This is a genomic window from Candidatus Vicinibacter affinis, from assembly GCA_016714365.1.
GTDB classification, from domain to species: Bacteria; Bacteroidota; Bacteroidia; order Chitinophagales; family Saprospiraceae; genus Vicinibacter; species Vicinibacter affinis.
In genome coordinates this window covers 1222749-1240803 of sequence record JADJNH010000005.1, presented here as the reverse complement: position 1 = coordinate 1240803, position 18055 = coordinate 1222749, and the positions used below count along the sequence as shown (strand labels likewise).

The window sequence follows — 18055 nt, the reverse complement described above, 5'->3', positions numbered from 1 at the left end:
CTTTTAAAAAAATCATAATGTGAATACCTATCAAAAATCGATTTACTGTACGTCGAAAAACTGTTGTTAACCTCTGTAAATAAAATGAATCTCATAGAATATATATTGCCGTCCAGAAATTTCATCAGTTATCTACTTAATTACACTTCCATATATGGACGGCAATAATTCTTCATACACAAAACCGACAATGCAATAAATTAAGTAAATCTGATTTAAAAATGAAAATATTCTGTTATGACAATTAAATTTTTAAAAAAATCATTAAATCTAATGATTCTATTTTACACAATAAATATTTCAAATGCGCAATGGAATCAAAATGGTGCAGATATAAATGGCGAAGCTGCTGATGATGAATCAGGATTTGTTGTGTCTCTTTTTGCTGATGGAATCAGAGTCGCAATTGGTGCAAGACTAAATAATAATGCCAATGGATCATTAGCAGGTCATGTGCGAGTTTATGAATACAGTGTTGGTAATTGGCTACCAATAGGTGCAGATAAAAATGAAATAATGGTTAATTATAAATATTTAGATACTTGTGTAATTCCACATTTATTAAGAAAACCTGAGTTCAATGCATATTTCGCAAGTGGTATTGCCATTAATATGACGAAACTAACCAGTAAATTGAAAATCTAACCGATGACTCATTCTTCTAATATTTAAGCAATAAGCTCACCTTAATTTTGATTTACAAATCACTGATTTGCATTCTAAATAAAATAATTAAAACCAAAAAAATCAATTTTTTATGTCAAAATTTATTATTCTTTTATTTGCTTTTTTAAATGTCTCAGGACTAAACGCCCAAGATAAATATTCAAAACTTACACTTGAAGATGGTAAATCTACGCTAAAAAATCCCGACATTAAACGTCAAATAGATGAAAATTGCGCCGATCTAAGCTCGAAAACATCATGGGATCCCGATTTGTCAACCAATAATTCATCACAGTGTCAATTATATGACCAATATTATCATTTCTCTAAGGACAATCTAAACTGGATTGACCAAGTTACCATTACCACTGAAATGGATCCAGCAGCAAAAATGGAAGTGGAGGTAGTGCAATTTTACCAAGATGGGAAAGAAGTGCCAGCAAAAAATTTCTTAAATACACAAATTGACAAATGCAAAGGCAATTCGGCCAACCAATCACTTAAAGGCTGTTATGCATATTTTACTGAACTGCTTGCAAAGTCTAAGAATATGATGGATCAATCAATGGCCTTGAATGAATCATCACAAACATTGATAACACAGTCTTCAAATAAATTGGAAAGTGAAATTAATGAATTGAAAGAAAAAAAGAGTTTATCTGGTGTAAAAGAGGCAAAACAAAAGAAAAGTAATTTGTCTAGTCTTAAACTATTTTCTGAAAATACAGGTATTTTGATGCCTCAACTTCTTAAACTTATGAAATCTGACTATGAAAAGATTTATGGCGTTTCGAAAACCATGAAGAAATTGGAGAAGGGCTTATGAGCATTTACAGAGTTGTAATTATTGTAAGTTTCATATTTGTTTGCCGCAATTTTGAAATTATAGCCCAGAACCTTCCAATTGTTGGAGTTCCGACATTTGCATTTGTAGATCCTGTCACACCTAATCTTGCAAATCAAGTTACTGAATATGCTTTGAGTCTACTTAAAAATAGTGGTAGATATACCATCGTTGATTTAACTAGTGAGGACCAAAGAAAAATAGCTATGGATAGGGCAAAAGAAAATTATAAGTCTGAAAATTGGATAGATAGTTATAAAGCAATGAATGCAGAAGTGATTTTAAGTGGCGAAATTACATCAATCAAATTTGTTAAAATTAATCACGATTTTCAACCTGGTTACCGAGCAGCTATAACTTTAACTCTAAAACTAATTGAAGTAGAAACAAGCAAAATACTCGCTTCTACAAATATTGCGACAAAAACAAGTGAACTGAGATTATCTCCCGAAACTGCCCTTGCGAGTAGTTTGGATGGAATCAATGAGAACATCCTATCATTTTTTAATGAAAATCTATCTCAAGTGTTTCCCATTCTTAAAATCAATGAAATTAAGAAAGATCAAGTGTTGAATTTTACTTGCCAAATACCTACTGTGCTAAAAATGGAGATAGGTAAAAAATTCCATATAGTACATTATGAACTTCTTGGTGGTAAAAGAATTCCACAAATCATTGGTGAAGCCAAAATATCCAAACATATCGCTGAGGACTTTTGGCTGATGGCTGTGGTTTCAGGAAACAAGGAGTTGTTTAAATATAAAGATCAATTAACTGAAATAATATGCTCAGGAAAATAATGGTTATATCTTTTCTACTTGCAATATTCTCTTGTCATCCTGCACGAGGAACGTTTGTTATATCGCAAATAAAACAAAGTGACCATACTATAATTGGTGCAATAGAAGTTAATCATCTTCCAAAAAAGCAATCCTGCGAACAAGCTGTAAAAAGTAGAATTATCGATAAATTCTTAAATGAAGGATTTGAAAATACATCATATTGGAGACCAAGGACCTTTAATTCAGTTAAACTAACTCCTGAAATTAGAACCAGATTATATGAAAATGTATACGTCACTGAAGATGGCATTACAAAGAAAGGTTCGGTAAAAAAATGTTATTGCAAATTTCAATTTAATTTAAACAGTTCATTACAAATCCTAGAAAATGAAGGTATTATGCACGCTTTTGGCTATTAACTGTATATTTCCATATTTAACAAAAGCTCAGTCCACTACAGTCCAGCCAAGGATTATAATTATCCCATATACTGCTTCAGGCCAGAATGCTTTAGACGAATATGAAAATAATTTCTCATATCGAACCGCCGTTACTGAAATCGCTAATTCTTTAAACAATCGGGGATTTAAACCAGACGATCTACAAGAAATTATTTCAAAAATAAAGGAAAATGAAGCCATCAGTACTTTGAAAGGTGTTTCTTTCGATCCGGTAGAGCGAATTTATCAGTATTCAAGTTCAGATATAATCCTAAAAGTTGAAATATATATTCACACTGACTATGCTGGTGCTAATAGCATCCAAATTAATATGCGGGCAATAGACAAAATTACCTCTAAAGCAATGTATGCCATGAATTTTGATGCCACACCCCACTTTAAAACAGATGATTATGGTTATCTCGCTAGGAGAGCACTAACGGAGAAAAACCAAATTACTACATTCACTGAAGGTTTAAATTCGGCATTTATTGATGTTAGAGAGAATGGGAGAAGTGTATCATGTATATTGGAAACAAATGAAAAATCAAAATTTAATCTTTCCACGGAAATGAATAGTGATAATGATTTGCTATCAGACATTATAATTGCTTGGGTAAAGAAAACAGCATTTAAAAATAATTTTAGAATTAGAAATAATTCTGAGCACCAGTTGTATTTTGATGAAATAAGGATTCCATGGAAGGATGCAAGTGATCAGAATTATTTTCCAGATGACTATGCTAAAGAATTTAGAAAATTCATTGATCAGGAGTGTAGTGCTTTCCTAAAAGAGAAAGTGAGGATCGAAAAACCAATAGTAAATAACGGAACCATCAGAATAATTTTACCATGAAAAATTTACTTGTTTTTCTAAAGTTCATTATTATTGTGTGTATTGGATTTTCAATTAGCAATTTAAAAGCTCAAGAAATTGGGGATATAATCATTGGACTTGGTAAAATTAATTGCCCAGTATCTGCCAACCCATCTGACTATGATGGTTTAAAAACATTTCTTAAACAAATGATTTCGCAGTCATCTACGGCTTATACAGATGGTGAAAAAGCATCTTTTACCCTGAATACCCAAATAGATTATCTATATGAGAAAGACATAGATATTAACGGAACTCCCATGAAAGTTGCAGAGTTGCAATTCAACTTTACGCTCAGTACCAAATATAACAACCTTAGCTTTGAATCATTCAGTATATCTATAAAGGAGTCAGGTGAAAGTAGCAAGCTATTACTAAGAAATTCATTCAAAGGATTAAATTCAAAGAAAATAGCTTTCCAGAAATTTCTAAGCGATTCCAGAACAAACATGAAACAATATTTTCAAGGGCACTGTGATGAAATCATAATTAATGGAGAGCATTTGCTTCAGAAAGAGGAATTTGATGAATGCCTAATTATTTTAGGTCAGATACCGATAGAAGTAACCTGCTCGTTAAGGTCTCGTGAACTTCTAATGAAGGCATATAATGCCAAATTATCTAAGAATTGCGATATAGCCATTTCTGAAATTAAGACATTAATTCACCAAGAATTATTTTCAGATGCCTATGATAAGATTATGGTATTACCACTAAATTCAAAGTGTATAAATAAAGTAGATAAATATTTAGATGAAATGGACTTTGCTGTTTGTGAGAAATATATATTAGCTGCTGAATCATTTTACGCCAATGGAAATTTAAATAAATGCATACAAGTACTTACCGAAATTACTAAAATCAGTAAAAATTGTTCGGATAGAAAGCAAATTCTTGAGAATAAAATCCGCAAATCGCTAGATGCAAATGCTAAAAAACAGTGGGATTTTAAAATCAAAAAATATGAGGATGATATTGCAGCAAAGAAACTTGATGCAGTTAATAATCATGAATATCTTATGAAAAAAATGCAAACTGATGCAACTATTAAAGCAAAAGAATTGGCTATATCAGTTGACCTTGAGAAATACAAAACACAACGGGAAATTGAATTTTCCAAAAATAATGCCATTGTAGAAAAAGTTAGACTCAAGGAAGTCGGCAAGATGTATTCAGCTTATTTTAATATGGTAGGAGAAGTTGTAAAAAGTAACAACAGATAAACTTAATGTGTTAAAATGCTAATTTTACCAATAACATTTTAGTTGTTTAAGAATTTTCAGATTTTCTTTTAAAGCGATCAGCAAGTTCTGTTGAACAGCGACGAGATACTTCTAGCGTTGTTGGTCCATCTAAATGCACTGTCGACGTTTTCTTATCAAATGTCAGTAAATGATTTAAGTTGATAACCGCCTGTTTTGAGATTTTAAAGAATTGCTTTAAGTCTTCAACATAATCTGTGTAATATTTTAATGATTTAGAAGAAGGTATAATTTCAGATGTTTTTAAGTGAAATCTAGTAATGGTATCATCTGAATTGAAATAAATAACTTCATCAAGTGCCACATAGTCTATTTTACCATTTACCCTAAAAAGCGGTAATTTATTATCTTTATTTGCCATATTATTAACCAAATGTTCCAGATTTGCAATTCTAGACAATAAATCGTTGCTTTGAGACTTGGATATAGCGTTATCGATGGCTTTAAATAGTTGATCAATGTCAAATGGTTTTTGTATGTAATCCACAGCAGCTGTTTTCAATGCTTGATGGATGTAATCAGCATTGAAATATGCTGTAATAAATATTATGGATGACGACTTTACAATTTCAGGATCTAATTCATTGAATAAATTAAAGACCAATTGATCTGATAATTGAATATCTAAAAACCAAAGTTCTGGACGATGTTTTTGAATCGCTTTAGAAGCCTCATCGACATCAGCAGCTACAAAGCAAACATCTATGGGTAATGGATATTCGAGTAAAAATGATTTTAGTAAATTTACCGCTGATGGGTTGTCTTCGACAATTATGGCTTTCATTGTATTCGTTTTATGGTTATACTTACTTCAGTACCAGTTGGACTCAAGTTATCTATTGTAATATTGTTTTCAATATTTAATGAATTAAGAATATCCATTCTTTCTTTCGCTAATCTTAATCCAATATTGGTCCCATGTGTTGATTTAGAATTTTTATCAAATCCTTTTCCATTATCTTGGATATTAATGAATAATTGTTTTTCATTCATAGTAAATATCAATTTGATTTCTGGCGCAGATTCTTTGCCAGTGAAAGCATGCTTAAAAGAATTTTCTACGAATGGTTGAATTAAAAGAGGCGGTATAAAAATATGTTCAGCATTGAGATGTTCAGCCAATTCTATTGCAAAAAGCACAGGTTTAACTTGTTGAAGATTTTGAAGAAATACGATATCTTTAATTAATGACAATTCTTCTGATAACTTAATGAGATCTATTTGGAACCCATTATTTTTCTTTTCTAAGTAGCCTAGTTTCAAAACATGTCTAAATATTCTAGAAAGTCGAACAATCAAATCGCTGCCTTCATGTCGATCCTTATGCAAGATATAGTCTTGAAGGGTAGTAAGTGTATTGAATAGAAAATGTGGATTTAAATAACTCTGTATAGTGCGTAATCTATTTTTAAGAAGATCTAAATTTAAATGAGATAGTTTTTGTTTAGTCTTTAAAGTTGATATATAGTACCATATAATTACGCAAACCAAAATAATAAAAAGCAATCCAATAGTAAAATAACTAGACTGTCTTTGAATAAAAGGTAGGTTTGTCTTAATATTAGTTTTGAATTTTATACAAATATTAGAATTCTGATTAATAGTACAAGCAATAATTTCAATGACATTTACCCCATGTTTTAAATTTTGAATTAATATTTCAGTTCCTTGCTGCCATATTGGGCTCTCATGACTATTTAATTTGAATTTAAATTGCCATTTCTCTGAGTCATGACTTATAATGTAGAAATTAATTAGTGCCGATGAACCGTTAACTTCAAATTGGTCCAATTTCTTTGGATCAAGACCGATGGTATTATTACCTATTGATAAAATTTTAATTGAAGGTTTAATAGAACTTTGGGAAATTTGATTAATATCTAATCGTTGAATTCCGTTTTCTGAAGGTATCCAAACAAGGTGATTATCCGTAAGACATATTCCGTTTTCTGAAGGCTCATAAAGACTGAATCCATTATCTGAGTTGAATATTCTTAATATCTCTGGTTGATCAGATGAAATATTTAAGCAGTAAATATTCTTGTTGGAAACTGCGATTAATATATTTGAAGGATTAATGCAAATTTGGTTAATCCTTTCGTGGATTATGTTATCAAATACTGAAACAAATGTATCTAGATCTGATTGATATAGTAGCAGTCCGCAAGTACCTCCCACCCAGAATCTGCCAAATGGATCCACAGCAAAACTAACAGCCCCTTGACATGGAAGATTTTTTATTGAACTTGAATAGAACTTCAAGTGTTTTTTTAAAGGATGTAATAATGTTTTTTGAATTCCAGAATTAGTCGCTGACCATAGTATAGAATCAGGATAGGTAATTAATTCATTGATCGGTTGTTTCTCATTTTGACTTAAATCCATTGAATCTATTAGCACTTTATAATCTTGCGAAATCCAATTTATTATATCAGTGCCAATGATTGGGGCATTCCTATAATTGTCAAAACTAAATGCTTCAGCGGCTTTGTTGAGCAGCAATTGGCTTGGTTTGCCTATTTCTTTATCAAGATAATAGAATCCCATACCGGATCCAATTAAAATCTTAGATTTTAATATTTGGTAATTGGATAGAATTTGTGTCTCAAAATAGGGGTAATGAAAATTCTTTGGAAAACTAATACTCTTCAACACCTTTCCCATTTTATTTATCTCGAAGACTCCTGATTTGTATGTGGTAATGAGCAAACTCGTATCACTAAATGGAATTATGGACCAAGGATATTTTATAGATGTATTTTGATAACTTTCCAAACCGTTTAAATTAATTACCAAAAATCCATCATCAGTTCCAGCAAATATATTTCTTCCAAGGGTACAAGAAAATCTGATATGATTGACTGGTAGCCAATCTGTGGGGATATAAATGCTATCTTTTAGTATAAACAGACTTGAAACATTATCATAATTATCGATATAAGTTAGGGGTGCGTTTTTATTAATTGCCATAAGGTTTGGAGCATAGGAACTCCTCTTTGCCACTTTTATCAAATGTTCATTATCGATTGTATAAATTCCTTCAAAGTTATTTTTTCCGTGAACATAAAAATTAATTGAAGAAGGATTTGAATTCTGACCATTTTTAGTATATGATATTTTTTCAACAGCTTGAAATGTAAGTGAATCAGTAAAAATAATGCCCCTATCACTAGAAAATGAAATTAATGCATTTTGAGATGTTAGTATATAAATATTGTCCCATGACGGATTTCCCCAAGCATACTGAATTTTTAAGTTGTCTAATTCAGGATATATACATTCTATAGGTTCGAGTTTATTGTTCATAACTGCAAATAGACTGTTTTCAGATTTAATCCATATGAATCCATCTTTGTCCTCCAACAGTAAATTCATGTTAGTGAAATTGAGATTTAGCTTAGATGTTAGATTTTCAGTTCTAATACCATCGAAATGAAAAATACAACTAGAGCTTTGACCAAACAGTCCATTTTTACCCTTAATGATTTTAATCATATAGCTTTCAGCAATACTTCCTAACTGGTAAGTATGGACATTTTTCCCATCATAACCATTTAGTCCGCCCTGAGTTAAAATCCACACATAATTATCATCATCAATTAATACATCTCTAATCTGCATGTCATGAAGACCTTGTGCAACGGTTATTTGTTTGTATGGATATGAAAAATATGCGGATTGTGAATTGCTTGGTGTAAGGTGCCAGAGCATTATCAATTGAATTGTTATGGATTTAAGGTATTTCATTTCATTTATTACTCAAAAATACAAAATCAAAATTTCAATTTATTGTAAAGTCATTTAAATAACAATGGAATATATGGTTTTTATATACTGGATTCTACCGCTTAATTCGCAAATTGACCGATTGCCAAAATTTAAGTTCAATTGAAAAATGAGATATCTAACTTTGGGGAAATGAATACTAATCTATATTTAAGGTATAATGCTTTCAAATTTAATTAGATAAAAATTCTTCTATGCGTTCTGAAAATAATCCAAATTACTTGTTTATTATTTTATCTATAATGGCATTTGTACCAAATGTGCTCTTTGGACAGTGGTCTCAAATTGGATCAAATATAAATGGCGAAGCAGCTGGCGACGAATCTAGTTATTCCATATCATTATCTGCTGATGGTCAAAGAGTTGTAATTGGCGCCCACCTAAATGATGGAAATGGAAACTCTTCAGGGCACGCAAGAGTTTATAAAGAAATAGGTGGGGACTGGATTCAACTGGGATCAGATATTAATGGTAAGTCTTCAGGAGATTGGTCTGGATTTTCAGTCTCAATTTCTTCAGATGGATCAAGAATTGCTATTGGATCAAATTTTAATAGTGATAATGGTTATGCGGCAGGACAAGTAAGAATATTTGAAGAAATTTCTGGAACATGGATTCAGGTAGGATCAGATATCTTAGGAGAGTTTTCTGGAGATCAATTTGGTTATTCCCTTTCGCTTTCTGCTGATGGAAATAAATTGGCTATTGGTGCCCCTGCAAATCCAAATGGAATTGGTGCAGGTCACGTTAGAGTTTTTAAGGAAGTTGCAGGCAGCTGGATTCAAATAGGTTCTGATATTGACGGTGAATCTCCAAATGATGAATCAGGCTTTGTCGTATCATTGTCTGCTGATGGACTACGAGTGGCAATTGGAGCCCATTTCAATGACGGTTCTGCATTTGATGCTGGTCATGTTCGAGTGTATCAAGATATTGCAGGAATATGGACACAAGTGGGTTTGGATATTGATGGGGTTGTGTCAATGGACCAATTTGGTCATTCAGTTAGTTTATCGAATGACGGGAAACGCATTGCAATAGGGGCCATTGGAGCTGATATAAATGGTAATAATTCTGGTCAAGTTAGAATATTTGAAGATAATTCAGGAAGTTGGACGCAAATTGGATTAGATATTGATGGTGAAATGGCAGGAGATTCATCTGGATACTCGGTATCGTTGTCATCAAATGGGAAGAGAGTATCAATTGGTGCAGTAAATAATGACGGATTTGCTCCATCGGCAGGTCATGTAAGAATTTATAATGAAATAGGAGGCCAATGGGTACAGTCCAACACTGATATTGATGGTTTATCATCTGGAGATTGGTCCGGCAATTCTGTCTCACTTTCGGCTGATGGTTCGAAGCTTGCCGTTGGGGCGAGATTTAATGATGGAAATGGATCAAATTCTGGTCACACAAGAATTTTTGGCTGTAGCAATATTCTGAATGTGACAGACATGGTCTATCATTGCACTTTGGAAGAAGCAATACTTTCGGCTTCCATGAACGACGTATTGGAGATACCCGCTGGAATTTATTCATCACAATGTTACACAATAGACAAAACCCTTACTATAATTGCTTCCGGTGGACTCTTGACGATTGAATGTCTGATCATGAATGGTATAGGTAAAAATTTATTGCTGGGAGGAAACCTAACCATTAACCAGTTAACGCTAACACATGGCAACATTAATACAAACGGATACCATTTAAAATGTGGTACCATATCGGGTGGGTCAACACAATCTTATATTGTAACAGACTAATTGAAGTTACCACAATTCAATCTGAAAGTTTGACGAATTTGCAAATTAATTTTATACATCATCAAACTAAATTGAACAATGACATATTCATATATAAATTAATTATTAGACCTGTTGTTGTGAATTATTTCTTCAATTCTTTTCATCACATCCTCTTTAAACATTTTACTAATTGGGATCATCTGGCCGCCGGTTAAAATCAAGGCTTCTTTATTCCAACTTGTGATATGATTAGTGTTCACCACATAGCTGCGATGGCATTTTAAAAAACCATAAGCTTCTAATTTATTGAGATAATTTTCAATATTACTCCTTGACAGCAATTGATTCCCATTCTTTAGATAAAATTCGAGGTAAACATGGTCGGACTTCAGGTAGAGTATATCATTTACCGATACCAGGTGATTGCTTCTTCCTTCGGCTATATTAATTTTAGATTCAGTAACTAGTTGTGATTTGTGCAAAGCATAAGAAGTTTCAATGCTGGTCCAAAGGGTTTCCTTAACAAAAGGTTTTGTAATATAACCGTAAGGTAATGTTTGTGTGGCCAAATCAAGTATTCTCTTATCGTATTGGGAGGTGAGATAAATATAAGGAGGCTTATCATCAAGTGTGTTTAAATAATTAGCCATGTCAATACCTGATTTATCTCCAAAAAGTCTTATGTCCAGCAAAATCAGGTCCGGTAGATGCAGATGATATTTTTCAATGGCCTCTTCATAAGAAATACATATTGCTGATGTTTCGTGGCCATACTCCTGAAGATATAATCTAATTGTTTCAGCAATCAGGATCTCATCCTCTACGATTAGTATACGTAATTTATTCATAGGGAGGAAAGCTTTTTCTCCTGAAATATCAGATTAAATGTAGAAGTACCATTCAGGATAGGAGATGATTGAGCCTGCAGTTGCCGCACCATACTTTCTATCAGCATAGTTCCCATTCCGGACTTGTATTTTGCTCCGGCTTTGTCCATCCCCACTTTTCCATTGTCCTGAAATTTCAAAATAAATTTAGAATCCAGCTTCTGAAGTCGAAAATCCAATAATAATTTCTGATCACTATGCGTGGCGTACTTCAGAGAATTACTGATGAGTTCGGTACAAATGATACCAATCGGCATGACGGTTTCAAGATTGAGAAATATGTCAGGATCTGATTCAAGAATATAATCAAACTGTGCATCTGATGTATGCAATGCCAGATAATGTTCTAAAAGATCACGAAGGTAAGATTTTAATTCAATTCTCTCAAATTCACCAGTGTTATATAAATGTTCATGGATTAGAGCAATACTTCTGACTTTGTTGGAAATTTCTTCAAGATATTGATATTCGCTATTGTCCTTTACTTTATTAAAATGCAGTGTCAATAAACTAATGACAAGTTGCAGATTATTTTTAACACGATGGTGAATTTCGGAAAGGAGAATACTCTGCTTTTGAAAAGAATGAGCCAATTCATCATTCTGAATTTGAATTTGTACTCTTTGCTTTTCAATTTTTCTACTTTTTAGAACAATATAATATACTACAGCAAGTATAGATAATAAACCAATAATAAGAATGAACAAGAGTATTTTCTGAAGTTTGGACTGCCGCGCCAAAGAATCAGCTTTAATGCTTTCAGAAGATTTAATAAAATCAATTTCAGCTTGCGTTACATCAGGTTGATCAACATCAAAAATCGATTTATTAAAATGTTCCTTGGAATTCATCAGATAGATGTATGCCGAATCAAATATATTTTCTGAATAAAATTTCTTGGCTTTTTCTTCGTGATAGAAGTTCGCGAAAATATGATATAAAAAATTGCGATCTTCCACCTGGTTTAAAAAAATCCAGATAGAATCAAGTAATGGCTCAGAATGTATGGATTGGGTACCGCTTGTATCAGTTAAATAGATTTTTCGAGCCATGTTCGCAGCCCATATATAATTTCTGTTGCCAATAAATTGATGTTGCGCCTGGCGACTGTAATAAAGAGCGGTATCTGTGTTTACAGATAAAAGTCCCAATAACAAATTTGCATCTGCAATTTGCCTTGCATCGTAATGCTTAATGGCATAAGATAATGCCTCATGGGCATAATAATTTGCAGAGTCCGTATTATTATAAATTCTATGGTAACTAGAATTTCGCACACAATAAAAAGCGTACAAATCCAATAGCTGATATTTTTCGAGATAATTCCTGGCAAAATTCAAATGTCTGAGACAATCACCTCCCCTGCCTATGGTTTCCATCACCCGTGACACAGCAATATGAACACAAGTCAATAATTCCCATTTTTCATTTTCCCTTGCATAGGTCAGCTGTCCGTAATAGATGTCCAAAGCATCTTTAAATTTGGAATTCAACTCGAGCAATTCCGCTCGGTAATATTCAATCCAATACGCAGATTCACATTTATCTAAGCGGAGGGATTTAATTTTTAAAGAAACAGAATCAGCAAATTTAAGTCCGGAAATCGGTCTATAGGAAAGTACACAGGATTCCAAACTATCCTTGGCTTCAATAAGCCACAGGTCATCACACCGCTGACCATGAAGATTGAGCATCATAAGGAGAAACCCTATAATCTGGACTGGTTTGCGATAAATGTTGTAAGGACCTAACAATCAAATTAATTTAGATAAGCATATCCAAAAAGATTTTTAACAAAACAAATTCACCCATTAATAACATTTCAACTTTCAAAAATTTCTTGCGAATGAACATAGCTAATTCTGGGTTAATATACCACCGCTTTAACCTTAGCTGTGCCTCCATTATGAATCAAAACGATCATATAGATCCCGGGTTCGTCAATCTGGACCTGATCATCAAGGAACCGCACTGGGCTGTAGCGATATTCTTTAAATAAACTTCCATTAACTTTAACAACCCTCATCAAAATCGGGCTGGGTTCGTGCAAGCTCAATTTCACGGTCATATTTCCTGAATTAGGGTTAGGATACAGTAAGGCAGCATTCAAAGCATCCAAATTATTGTTCAGACAACTCAGAACAGAAATATTTTTGCTGATCACTAATCCCTGACAATCCGGATTGCTCACAATTAGACTAACAACATAATTTCCTTCCTTGTCATAGCTAATAACAGGATCACGTTTAGTTGAAGTAGTTCCATTACCAAAGTCCCATAAAAACGCTGCATCCTGACCAATTTCCAATTGAGAATAATCAATCAGATGTATGCTATCACCAGCACAAGCGGAACTGGATACGAGAAAATTGGAATTCAGTTTTTCTCTCCATTCATCGCATGGACCACATTCTTCCTTAAAAACATGTTGTGCATCAAATCTGAATGGATTAGATCTCCAATTGGCATTGCTATAATTTTCATTATCGACTTTAATACAGGTCAAATCAGGGTTGTTATGAGCTTCAATAAGCGCCATATCCTCATTGATTCCATTTCTAAGATTTAATGACACAAGCTTATTGTTGTAACACCATAAGTGGGTTAAGTTTATATTCTTATTGATATCCAAATTCTTAATCAGGTTTTCATTGCATCCCAATTTTTCCAAATTAATGTTAGCGTCCACATCTAATTCAGTAAGCTTGTTATTAGAACAATAAAGCTCCATTAGTTGAGTGTTGAGTTGAGCATTTATTTTATTCAATTGATTATTGGAGCAATTCAGAATTTTTAGTTTGATATTTTTACTTATATCCAGGTTTGACAATTGATTATTATTGACTTGAAGGCTTGTTAAGTTGATAAAAGCTTCGATGCCTGTTAAGTCTTTAATTTGTAAATTCGGGCAATTTATTTCTCCAGTAAAATCAGCAGCTTCTGAACACTGGATTTCATTGTCCTGATTTGTATTGATGTTTGTGTTCGCCAGTAGATAATTTTTAAATGGCGCGTCCGGAATGATTACATCACAATTGTTGCTATTTCCCCTACCGATTCCAGATATTGCAAATACGGCGGCCCTTCCATCCGTTGATGTTTTAGAAAAAAATATGTTTATTAGTCTTTTATTACTAAAAGGCAATTGCAATGTCATTTCATGGTGGTACAGTCTTGGATTTTCGGTACTTTCATCTGCTGCGAAAATATCACCAATTCTATTTATTCTTCCAATTCCCTTCATAGCAAAGTCTGGACGATTAAACCAGTCTGAAATCACAAAACTCGTATCTTTAAAAGTACCATCGCTAAAATTCAATCTTACATTTAACAAAGAGGAATTACCTTCACTCAACGCCAGAAAACCAATCTTTGTAAAAGTATCCTGCTGCGATAATGTTAAAGAGCCTGATTCATTTTGATTTTTTAATACCAATGCATTGTTTCCTGTATAATTGGCGAGTTGATAATTAAATCCCGGCACACTTGCATTCAGAATTATACCATTGTCAGGTAGACCATAAGTCGGAGCAACATTTGGATTGCTATTTCCGCGAAAATCTTTTGAATATAAAACAAATCCGCCTATCTCATTGGTTGTAGTCGCAATGGCACGATTCTGGCCTCCCGACCCATTGGCAATGATGTCAGCGTTGAATCCATTTACAGTGATGGGTTTGGGGCCAATTGAATTATCCAGGGTTGTCAGGCTTACAACATTGCTGTTGGGACTGGTGCTTGATGTATTATTTGCTCTAACTCTAAAATAATAAGTGGTATTTGCGCTTAATCCTGTAATTCCAAAAGTCAACACATTCCCTACATCTCGATTATTATATCCATTTTCAAATGAGCTAAAATTAGAATTAGTAGAAACATCCAGTAGATATTTTGTAGCGCCGGATGATGCCTGCCAGTTGGCTGTGAAACCTGAGGAAGTAATACTCGTAGCCGACAATGCTACCGGAGCTGATAGCCCAGCGGCTAAAGTAGTAACTTGTATCACATTGCTACTAGGACTGGTGTTTGATGCATTGTTAGCCCTAACTCTATAATAATAAATTGTACTGGCACTTAATCCTGTAATTCCAAAAGTCAACACATTCCCTACATCGCGATTATTATATCCATTTTCAAATGAGCTAAAATTAGAATTAATAGAAACATCCAGTAAATATTTTGTAGCGCCGGAAATTGTCTGCCAATTGGCAGTGAAACCAGATGTAGTGATATTCGTTGCCGGTAAAGCAGTTGGCGCTGATAGCCCAGCGACCAAAGTAGTAACTTGTATCACATTGCTACTAGGACTGGTGCTTGATGCATTGTTAGCCCTAACTCTATAATAATAAATTGTACTGGCACTTAATCCTGTAATTCCAAAAGTCAACACATTCCCTACATCGCGATTATTATATCCATTTTCAAATGAGCTAAAATTAGAATTAATAGAAACATCCAGTAAATATTTTGTAGCGCCGGAAATTGTCTGCCAATTGGCAGTGAAACCAGATGTAGTGATATTCGTTGCCGGTAAAGCAGTTGGCGCTGATAGCCCAGCGACCAAAGTAGTAACTTGTATCACATTGCTACTAGGACTGGTGCTTGATGAATTGTTAGCTCTAACTCTATAATAATAAATTGTACTGGCGTTTAATCCTGTAATTCCAAAAGTCAACACATTCCCTACATCGCGATTATTATATCCCGTTACGAAAGTGCTGAAGTTGGAACTCGTAGAAACATCCAGCAAATATTTAGTAGCACCAGAAATTGCTTGCCAATTGGCGGTGAAACTTGAAGAGGTAATACCGGTAGCCGCTAAGGCTACAGGAGCAACAAGGGCAGAGCAGGCATTTTTCACAGCTTGCTCGGATTCACATCCTGGTGCATTTCCAGTGATTGTACGTGGACCAGAGCCTTGAAGGTATTCACAGATATTCGGCAAATCACAAATGGAAAGCAATGGATTGAACTGAATAAAAAGTCCTGTATTTTTGATATGGCTTGAAGGGATATTGCTTAATCCAAAGATGCTTACCAGCTTTGCATTACCAGCAATCTGTACACTGCCATTAAGCGTATTGAGTTTGGTGAGTGCATCCAGGTTTGTAAGTGTGGCATTATTCTGTATCGACAATTCAGTAACAGAAGTCAATTGAGAAAAAGCATTTAAATTTTGCAGAGAATCATTATTAGTAATAATTAAACTACCGTTTATTTTAGGCACGTTGCCGAAAGCAGCTATTGATTTAAGGCTTCTATTATTATTGATATTTAGTATTCCATTGATTTGATTGATTGGATTGACAATATTAATTAATGTAAGCTTTGGATTATTCTGGATGCCAGTAAAAGGAAATTGACTTAAAGCATTAAATCCGGAAATCTCAACCAGTTCCTTATTGTCAGCTATATTCAATAAACCACAAGAATTCAATTTATTGAAATTGTTTATTTTCGAAACCAACGCGTTGTCCTGTATCCATAAATTTCCTCCAACTGAATTAATATTTTGAAGACCATCGAGATTGGTCAGTGCGGCATTTCGAACGATATTGAGCTGACTTGTGACTTTCTCAATATTAATAAAACCGTTTAAATTCGTAATACTTGAATTATCTGCAAAATTTAAATTACCGGAAATTTGTTTGCAATTGGGATAAATCAATAAAAAACTATCCACCCTGCCCTGTGTTGAGGCTGAATAATCCCCTGGAGGGCAGTCTGGAAACAGTACATTTATAGTATTGCTACTGGGACTGATTCCAGAGACATTGGAAGCACGCACGCGATAATAATAATTCTGGCTGCTCACAAGTCCTGTTACATTAAAACTTAGGACATTCCCTACATTACGATTGTTATAGTTTGGCAATAGTGTGCTAAAAGTAGGACTGGCAGATACATCCAGTATATAGGCTGTTGCTCCTGAGGAGGCTTGCCAGTTTGCGGTAAAGGATGGAAAAGTTATATTATTTGCAGCAGTTGCAATTGGTGCAGCGGGTGCATTGACTGCTGTTATACCATTGATCGCAAGAATAGCAGTACTGCCACTTGCAGATGTTTTTGTGAAGGTGATACTAGTCAAAATTTTAGTATTGAAAGGTGCGTTCAAAGTAATTTGGTTATCATATAACCTCGGATTTTCAGCATTGCCAGAAAATACATCAGGTAATTGCGAACCGATGGTGGTTCTGGTCACCCTCCCAATTCCTTTAATTGCGAAATTTAGGCCATCAAACCAATCCGGTACAGAAAAACTTGCAATGGTGTTGGTTCCGTCGCTAAAATTCAATGTAACGTTAAATGAAGAAGAACCCTCAGCACTAGATCCTAGGAATGCAATTTTTGAAAATACCCCTGGCGTTTCAAATTTCAAAGTTCCCGAACTTCCGTTCGTTTTGAGTACCAAAGCATTTAATGAATCATAATGAGCCAAGGTATACCTGGCCCCATTAAGATTAACACTTATAATTGTTCTGTCTATTGGCAGACCATAAGGTGGAGCTGTATTTGGATTGTTATTTCCTCTAAAATCTTTGGAATACATGACATTGTCTCCACCGACATTAAAATTATCAAAAATTGTCGTTGTAGTAGCCGCAGCCCGGTTGGTACCACCGGATCCGTTCGCAATCAAATCGTGATTGAATCCTGTGACGTTGACAGGTACAAAGGTTTGGGCTTGTGTACTTAACGTGCACAAGAAAGCACACATTACAAATAATTGTTTTTGATATATTTTTAGATTAGTCAT

The 18055-nt window shown here is 33.9% G+C and carries 12 protein-coding genes; 7 read left to right on the top strand and 5 right to left on the bottom strand.

Annotated features, from left to right (window positions below):
• Positions 1–237: 237 nt before the first annotated feature.
• From IPJ53_04980 to IPJ53_04955, 6 genes are all read left to right on the top strand, one after another.
• On the top strand, positions 238–645 hold the full coding sequence (locus IPJ53_04980; protein MBK7798447.1) for a hypothetical protein: 408 nt from the start codon (positions 238–240) through the stop codon (positions 643–645).
• Between the two features lie 112 nt (positions 646–757).
• Positions 758–1492, top strand: a complete 735-nt coding sequence (locus tag IPJ53_04975) for a hypothetical protein (protein MBK7798446.1) — start codon at positions 758–760, stop codon at positions 1490–1492.
• Positions 1489–2310: a hypothetical protein gene (locus IPJ53_04970; protein MBK7798445.1), complete on the top strand. Its 822-nt coding sequence runs from the start codon at positions 1489–1491 to the stop codon at positions 2308–2310. The genes IPJ53_04975 and IPJ53_04970 overlap by 4 nt, the downstream gene beginning before the upstream one ends.
• Complete coding sequence (locus IPJ53_04965) at positions 2295–2711, top strand: hypothetical protein (protein MBK7798444.1); 417 nt, start codon at positions 2295–2297, stop codon at positions 2709–2711. The genes IPJ53_04970 and IPJ53_04965 overlap by 16 nt, the downstream gene beginning before the upstream one ends.
• The gene (locus IPJ53_04960; protein ID MBK7798443.1) at positions 2680–3588 is read left to right on the top strand and encodes a hypothetical protein; all 909 of its coding nucleotides are present in this window, start codon (positions 2680–2682) and stop codon (positions 3586–3588) included. The genes IPJ53_04965 and IPJ53_04960 overlap by 32 nt, the downstream gene beginning before the upstream one ends.
• Positions 3585–4832: a hypothetical protein gene (locus tag IPJ53_04955; GenBank protein MBK7798442.1), complete on the top strand. Its 1248-nt coding sequence runs from the start codon at positions 3585–3587 to the stop codon at positions 4830–4832. Before IPJ53_04960 ends, IPJ53_04955 begins: the two co-directional genes overlap by 4 nt.
• Positions 4833–4878: 46 nt before the next feature.
• On the opposite strand, the gene IPJ53_04950 is transcribed toward IPJ53_04955, so the two are convergent.
• Both IPJ53_04950 and IPJ53_04945 read right to left on the bottom strand, forming a co-directional pair.
• Positions 4879–5655: a response regulator transcription factor gene (locus tag IPJ53_04950; protein ID MBK7798441.1), complete on the bottom strand. Its 777-nt coding sequence runs from the start codon at positions 5653–5655 to the stop codon at positions 4879–4881.
• Complete coding sequence (locus IPJ53_04945) at positions 5652–8618, bottom strand: histidine kinase (GenBank protein ID MBK7798440.1); 2967 nt, start codon at positions 8616–8618, stop codon at positions 5652–5654. The genes IPJ53_04950 and IPJ53_04945 overlap by 4 nt, the downstream gene beginning before the upstream one ends.
• A gap of 233 nt (positions 8619–8851) precedes the next feature.
• Between IPJ53_04945 and IPJ53_04940 the strand changes: the two genes are divergently transcribed.
• Complete coding sequence (locus tag IPJ53_04940) at positions 8852–10429, top strand: hypothetical protein (GenBank protein ID MBK7798439.1); 1578 nt, start codon at positions 8852–8854, stop codon at positions 10427–10429.
• Positions 10430–10527: 98 nt separating this feature from the next.
• Here the strand turns inward: IPJ53_04940 and IPJ53_04935 are convergent, their stop codons facing one another.
• The 3 genes from IPJ53_04935 to IPJ53_04925 form a co-directional block, all read right to left on the bottom strand.
• Entirely contained in the window at positions 10528–11259 is a 732-nt protein-coding gene (locus IPJ53_04935; GenBank protein MBK7798438.1) for a response regulator transcription factor, read from the bottom strand.
• On the bottom strand, positions 11256–12995 hold the full coding sequence (locus IPJ53_04930) for a sensor histidine kinase (protein ID MBK7798437.1): 1740 nt from the start codon (positions 12993–12995) through the stop codon (positions 11256–11258). The genes IPJ53_04935 and IPJ53_04930 overlap by 4 nt, the downstream gene beginning before the upstream one ends.
• A gap of 170 nt (positions 12996–13165) precedes the next feature.
• Positions 13166–18055 carry a fibronectin type III domain-containing protein gene (locus tag IPJ53_04925; GenBank protein ID MBK7798436.1) on the bottom strand — a complete coding sequence of 1630 codons (4890 nt, stop codon included), beginning with the start codon at positions 18053–18055 and terminating at the stop codon, positions 13166–13168.

Coding starts and splice junctions, on each gene's coding strand:
- IPJ53_04980 (MBK7798447.1), top strand. CDS start 238: ATGACAATTAAATTTTTAAAAAAATCATTAAATCTAATGATTCTATTT.
- IPJ53_04975 (MBK7798446.1), top strand. CDS start 758: ATGTCAAAATTTATTATTCTTTTATTTGCTTTTTTAAATGTCTCAGGA.
- IPJ53_04970 (MBK7798445.1), top strand. CDS start 1,489: ATGAGCATTTACAGAGTTGTAATTATTGTAAGTTTCATATTTGTTTGC.
- IPJ53_04965 (MBK7798444.1), top strand. CDS start 2,295: ATGCTCAGGAAAATAATGGTTATATCTTTTCTACTTGCAATATTCTCT.
- IPJ53_04960 (MBK7798443.1), top strand. CDS start 2,680: ATGAAGGTATTATGCACGCTTTTGGCTATTAACTGTATATTTCCATAT.
- IPJ53_04955 (MBK7798442.1), top strand. CDS start 3,585: ATGAAAAATTTACTTGTTTTTCTAAAGTTCATTATTATTGTGTGTATT.
- IPJ53_04950 (MBK7798441.1), bottom strand. CDS start 5,655: ATGAAAGCCATAATTGTCGAAGACAACCCATCAGCGGTAAATTTACTA.
- IPJ53_04945 (MBK7798440.1), bottom strand. CDS start 8,618: ATGAAATACCTTAAATCCATAACAATTCAATTGATAATGCTCTGGCAC.
- IPJ53_04940 (MBK7798439.1), top strand. CDS start 8,852: ATGCGTTCTGAAAATAATCCAAATTACTTGTTTATTATTTTATCTATA.
- IPJ53_04935 (MBK7798438.1), bottom strand. CDS start 11,259: ATGAATAAATTACGTATACTAATCGTAGAGGATGAGATCCTGATTGCT.
- IPJ53_04930 (MBK7798437.1), bottom strand. CDS start 12,995: ATGATGCTCAATCTTCATGGTCAGCGGTGTGATGACCTGTGGCTTATT.
- IPJ53_04925 (MBK7798436.1), bottom strand. CDS start 18,055: ATGACTAATCTAAAAATATATCAAAAACAATTATTTGTAATGTGTGCT.